This window comes from Mesorhizobium sp. M7A.F.Ca.CA.002.05.1.1 (assembly GCF_003998335.1).
Classification (GTDB): domain Bacteria; phylum Pseudomonadota; class Alphaproteobacteria; order Rhizobiales; family Rhizobiaceae; genus Mesorhizobium.
Genome location: NZ_RZQI01000399.1, coordinates 1 through 5,230, shown reverse-complemented (window position 1 = coordinate 5,230; position 5,230 = coordinate 1). Strand labels below are relative to the sequence as shown.

The 5,230-nt window shown below is 64.8% G+C and carries 5 protein-coding genes; all 5 read right to left on the bottom strand.

Going from position 1 to position 5,230, the window contains the following annotated elements:
- Nucleotides 1–1,789, bottom strand: a 1,789-nt coding sequence (locus tag EN939_RS19830) for a hybrid sensor histidine kinase/response regulator (RefSeq protein WP_164751092.1), incomplete at its 3' end; no start/stop codon positions are given.
- Between the two features lie 138 nt (nt 1,790–1,927).
- On the bottom strand, nt 1,928–2,917 hold the full coding sequence (gene acuI / locus EN939_RS19825; protein ID WP_127269342.1) for an acrylyl-CoA reductase (NADPH): 990 nt from the start codon (nt 2,915–2,917) through the stop codon (nt 1,928–1,930).
- Nucleotides 2,918–2,974: 57 nt separating this feature from the next.
- Entirely contained in the window at nt 2,975–3,463 is a 489-nt protein-coding gene (gene lspA / locus EN939_RS19820) for a signal peptidase II (RefSeq protein ID WP_127269341.1), read from the bottom strand.
- A gap of 13 nt (nt 3,464–3,476) precedes the next feature.
- Nucleotides 3,477–4,334, bottom strand: coding sequence for a TrmH family RNA methyltransferase (locus EN939_RS19815; RefSeq protein ID WP_013529576.1), 858 nt, complete (start codon nt 4,332–4,334; stop codon nt 3,477–3,479).
- The coding region (locus EN939_RS19810; RefSeq protein WP_164751091.1) for a class I SAM-dependent rRNA methyltransferase at nt 4,331–5,230 on the bottom strand (900 nt) is incomplete at its 5' end. The genes EN939_RS19815 and EN939_RS19810, both read right to left, overlap by 4 nt.

Here is a 5,230-nt window from a genome sequence, read left to right as displayed (position 1 = left end):
TTCCTGGCCTGGCCAGGAAGGTTGCGTAGCCGCTGGCACGGAACTCGCCAAGCATGCCGCGATCGGTCGGCGCGATCAGCGTGATCGCCTCACAGTCGGAGAAACCGCTCTGGCGCAGGCGCTTGAGCAGCCTTCCGTCGCCTTCTTCCATCGCTGCATCGACCAGGATCGCATCGCAGCCGGCGGCGAAAGGCGCGGCCTGTGCTGCAGTGGTGGCGATGTCGACCGCGCCGCCATTGGCGCGGATGGTGCGGGCGATGGCGTCGGCCTCGACGGCGTTCTTCGACAGGATCACCGCGCGTCTGCCCGAGAGAGCATTCTGGTGGCCCTGCGGCGCTTCGGTGGCCGCTATCGCAGGGATTTCGAAGACGAATTCGGATCCCTGGCCGAGCCGGCTGGATACCGAGATCGTGCCGCCCATGGCGGCCACCAGGCGTCTGGAGATGGCAAGGCCGAGGCCGGCCCCGCCATGTGTGCGTGTCGACGTGCCGTCGGCCTGCTCGAATTCCTCGAAAATGCGCTCCAGGTCGGCGTCACGCAGGCCCGGACCGGTATCGGCGATGGTGAAGCATATGCGGTCGCTGGTTTCGGTGCGTGCGCGTGCTATGCTCACCAGCACGCCGCCGCTGTCGGTGAACTTGATGGCGTTGCCGATGAGGTTGAGAAGCACCTGCCTGACCTTGCCCGGATCGGCGGTGATCAATTGCGGCACGTCGGGTTCGACATGGCAACCCAGTCCGATATCCTTGGCGAAGGCGCGCGCCGCCAGCAATTCGATGATGTTGTCGGCGATCTCGCGCACCGACATCGGCTGCGGCTCGGGGTCGAAGCGCCCGGCTTCGATCTTGGAATAGTCGAGAAGATCCTCGATCAGGGCAAGCAATGCGCTGGCCGAGGTCGAGACGGCGCCGACATAGGTCTGCTGCTCCGGCGACAGGCTGGTGTCGGCGAGCAACCTGGCCATGCCCATGATGCCGTTCATCGGGGTGCGGATTTCATGGCTGACGGTAGCGAGGAAGCGCGATTTGGCCTGGCTGGCATATTCGGCCCGTTCGCGTGCGGTGATCAGCGACGATTCGGCGCGTTTGCGGGCGGTGATGTCGCGGGCGATGGCGCGGTGTGAAACGGCGCCGCTGTCCTTGTCGCGCACCGACAGTTCGATCCAAGAGAACCAGCGCTGCCCGCTCGGCGTGCTGATGGAGACATCGGTGGAACTCAGGCACTCATGGTCGGAAAAGGCGGCATCGGGAACCATGCCGACCTCGATGCCCAGTTCCGCCAGGGTCTTGCCGGCGAGGTCGCGCTGGTCGATCTCGACGAGATCGGCGAAGACCTTGTTGGCATAGACGATGTAGCCGTCGCGGTCGCGATGGATGACGAGATCGCCAAGCGCGTCGATCAGGCCGCGAAAGCGCTCGTCGCTCTCCTGCATCTCCCACATGCGGTCGGCCAGCGTCTCGATCTCGGCGCGGCTGCGGGCAGTGGTTTCGTCAAGAAGGGCGGAGGTGCGATGTTCGCTCCGCCTGGCGCGCAAATGCAGGGCAAGGCCGGCAAGGCCGGTTGCCAGCAATGCGACGCTGATGAAGATCGGTGCCCCGGTCAGATGCGCCAGCCCGGCCACCAACACGATGGCGACGAATGTCAGAAAGGGCAGGCTTTCGCGCCTGGAGAATTCCGGCTCGGGCACCAGCGGCGGCGCGGCGACGAAGCGCCGCGTCGACGCCGGCGGGAGCACCGCATCGACGTCGTCGCCAGTGTCCGCCTGTTGGCTGCCGGATTCCGCGATCATGCGAAATCCTTGCCAGACAGAGATTATGGAAAATTGCGGCGGATCGTTCGAATTTTAGCGGATGAGCGCTTTTTGCCGAGGCGCGGCGGGTTTGCCGCCAGATCTGGCGATTCCATCCCTTCCGGCAGTTGGGCGGAGTCACATATCCACGACGACGCGGCCGCGGATCTTGCCGTCGACGATGTCGTGCGCGGCATCGACGATGCCGTCGAACCCGATGGTGCTGGACAGGCTGGCGAGCTTCTGCAGATCGAGGTCGGTGGCGATGCGGCGCCATGCCTCGAGGCGGACTGCTTTAGGCGCCATCACTGAATCGATGCCGAGCAATGAGACGCCGCGCAGGATGAAGGGCGCGACGCTGGCCGGCAGGTCCATGCCGCCGGCCAGGCCGCAGGCGGCGACCGCGCCGCCGTAGGAGGTCATCGACAGCACATTGGCCAGCGTGTGGCTGCCGACTGCGTCGATGCCGCCGGCCCAGCGCTCCTTGGCCAGCGGCTTGGCCGGCTGGGCAAGCTCCTCGCGCGATATCACTTCGGCGGCGCCAAGGTCGATCAGAAAGGGGCTTTCGGCATTGCGGCCGGTGGAAGCAATGACATGGTAGCCGAGGCTGGACAGGATCGAGACCGCGACCGAGCCGACGCCGCCGGCCGCCCCCGTCACCACCACCGGGCCGCGATCAGGCAGGATGCCGTGCCGCTCCAGGGCCATGACGCAGAGCATGGCGGTATAGCCTGCGGTGCCGACGGCCATCGCGTCATGCGGGCTGATGCCTTGCGGCAGCGGCACCAGCCAGTCGCCCTTGACGCGGGCGCGGCCAGCATAGGCGCCGAAATGGGTTTCGCCGACGCCCCAGCCGTTCAGAATGACCTTGTCTCCGGTGCGCCAGTCGGGATGCGAGGACGAGACGACGGTGCCGGCGAAATCGATGCCCGGCACCAGCGGCCAGTGGCGGATCACCGGCGCCTTGCCCGTGATCGCCAGGCCATCCTTGTAGTTCACCGTCGTTGCCTCGATCGCGACGGTGACATCGCCTTCCATCAGGTCGGCCTCGGTGAGATCGGTTACGTTGACCGACTGCTTTTTCTCGGCGTCACGCGAAACGAGGATGGCTTTGAAGGTTTCGGACATGTCTTTCTCCGCGATCTTGTTTGGCGACATGAACTGTGCGGCGATGGCCGCACGGGGTCAATCCTTGGAAGGTCTGGCTTTGGGTTCGCGTCCCCAGCCGAACAGCTCGTCGAAGACGACCAGTGCCGCGCCCACCGAAATGAAGGCGTCGGCAAGGTTGAAGACGGCGAAGGACCACACCGGCGTGTGAAACAGAATATAGTCGATGACGTGGCCGTAGACGGCGCGGTCGATCAGATTGCCCAGAGCGCCACCGACGATCAGCGCAAAGCCGGTGCGGGCAAGGATCTGGGACGGCGCGATCCGCGTCGCCAGGAACAGCACGAAAGCAACGACGACAAGCGAGATGACGATCAACCCGGTGTCGCCGAAGGACGAGAACATCGAGAAGGCGATGCCGGTATTGTAGGTGCGGAACAGCGCCAGGAAGGGCAGCAGATCAACCTTCTCCTGAAAAGGCAGATCGGCCTCGACCAGGTATTTTATCCACTGGTCGAGCGCGATGGCCGCGACGACAAGCAGTGCGTAGGGAGACCATGATCTCACGGGCGGGCAACCTTCATTGCTGGTCCAGGATTGGCTCGAGCTTGAGCGCGCCGCGCCGGATCTCGAACAGCATGATGCCGGTGGCAACGGCCAGATTGAGCGAATCGGCACGGCCGGCTTGCGGAATCCTGAGCAGCCTGTCGCAACTCGCAGCCAGGCTTTCGGGCAGTCCCTGCTGCTCGTTGCCCATCATCAGCAGCACGGGCCCGCGTGAAAAATCGACCGAGCGGTAGTCGACGGCGCCTTTCAGGTGGGTTCCGGCGACGAGGCCTGAAAACCCGCCTCGCCAGGCGAGGAAAGCCTCGGTTGTCGCTTTGGCCACCGGCACGGCAAAGATCGAACCCATGGTGGCGCGCACCGTCTCCACGGAGAATGGATCAGTGGTATCGCCGACCAGGATGACGCCTTTGGCGCCGACGGCATCGACGGTGCGGATGACGGTGCCGAGATTGCCGGGGTCGCGCACCCGGTCGAGCGCCACCCAGACGTCGCCATTGTCGGCGCGGACATCCTTCAAGGCGAGGAATTTTTGCGAAAAGACGCCCACCACCATTTGCGGATTGTCGCGGCGGGTGATGGCCACCAGCACCTTTTCCGACACTTCGAGCACCATGCCGCCGGCGGCAACCGTGCGTGCGGCCACCTTCTCCACCGCCGCGTTGCCGCGCCCGGCCTTGGCGAAAACCAATGTCCTGATCTGCCAGCCGAGATCGAGCGCATCGATAACCAGCTTCAACCCTTCGGCCATGAAGGCGTTCTGCTGGTCGCGGAATTTCTTCTGAGCGAGCGCCTTGATGTCCTTGACCAGCGGATTGGCGAGGCTGGTGACCTCCTTCACCTGGCCAGGTGCGCCTGCATGCCGCTCGTTCATTCAGCCACCCAGCGCGAAAACAATGAGGTCGAGAGCGCCCGGCCAGCGGACTTTTCACGGATGATCAGCTCACCCGATTCAATCTTGCCGCCCATGCCGGCAAAGGTATCGCGCATCAGGGCGTGGATGGCGAAGAAGGAGGCGCGGATCGAATAGGCGGTCAGCACCACGGCAAGCGGCTTCGGCGTCAGGATCGCCCGGCAGAGATCGGTCAAATCGGGCAGATCCTCGAACAATTGCCAGACCTCGCCCTTGGGGCCACGGCCATAGGCCGGCGGGTCGAACAGGATGATGTCGTAGCGGCTGCCGCGGCGCTCCTCGCGCTCGGCGAATTTGACCGCGTCGTCGACGATCCAGCGGATCGGCTTGCTGCCGAGGCCGGCCATCTCCTGGTTTTCACGGGCCCAGCCGATCGCTTTCTTCGAGGCATCGACATGGGTGACCTCGGCGCCGGCGCGAGCCGCCACCAATGAGGCGAGACCGGTATAGCCGAACAGGTTCAGCACCTTGACCGGCCGCTTCGCCGCCGCGATCAGCCCGGCCATGTGATCCCAATGGGAGGCCTGCTCGGGAAAGACGCCGACATGACGAAACGAGGTGAAACGGCCGAGATAGTCGATGCCGTCATGCTTCATCGGCCAGGTCTCGCCGAGCGGCAGCTTGGGGAAACGCCAGCGGCCGATGCCCTCCTCGTCGGTGTCGCCGGTGAAGACGGCGTCGGCACGCTCCCATTCCTTTGCCGGCAAGGCCTTTTGCCAGATCGCCTGGCCCTCGGGCCGCACGATACGGTAGGGGCCATATTGTTCGAGCTTTTGGCCGGTGCCGCTGTCGAGCAGCGCATAATCGGCATTGGGCGCCACTTCCAGGATCACGGGAAGATGTTCGGCGGGCAGAGC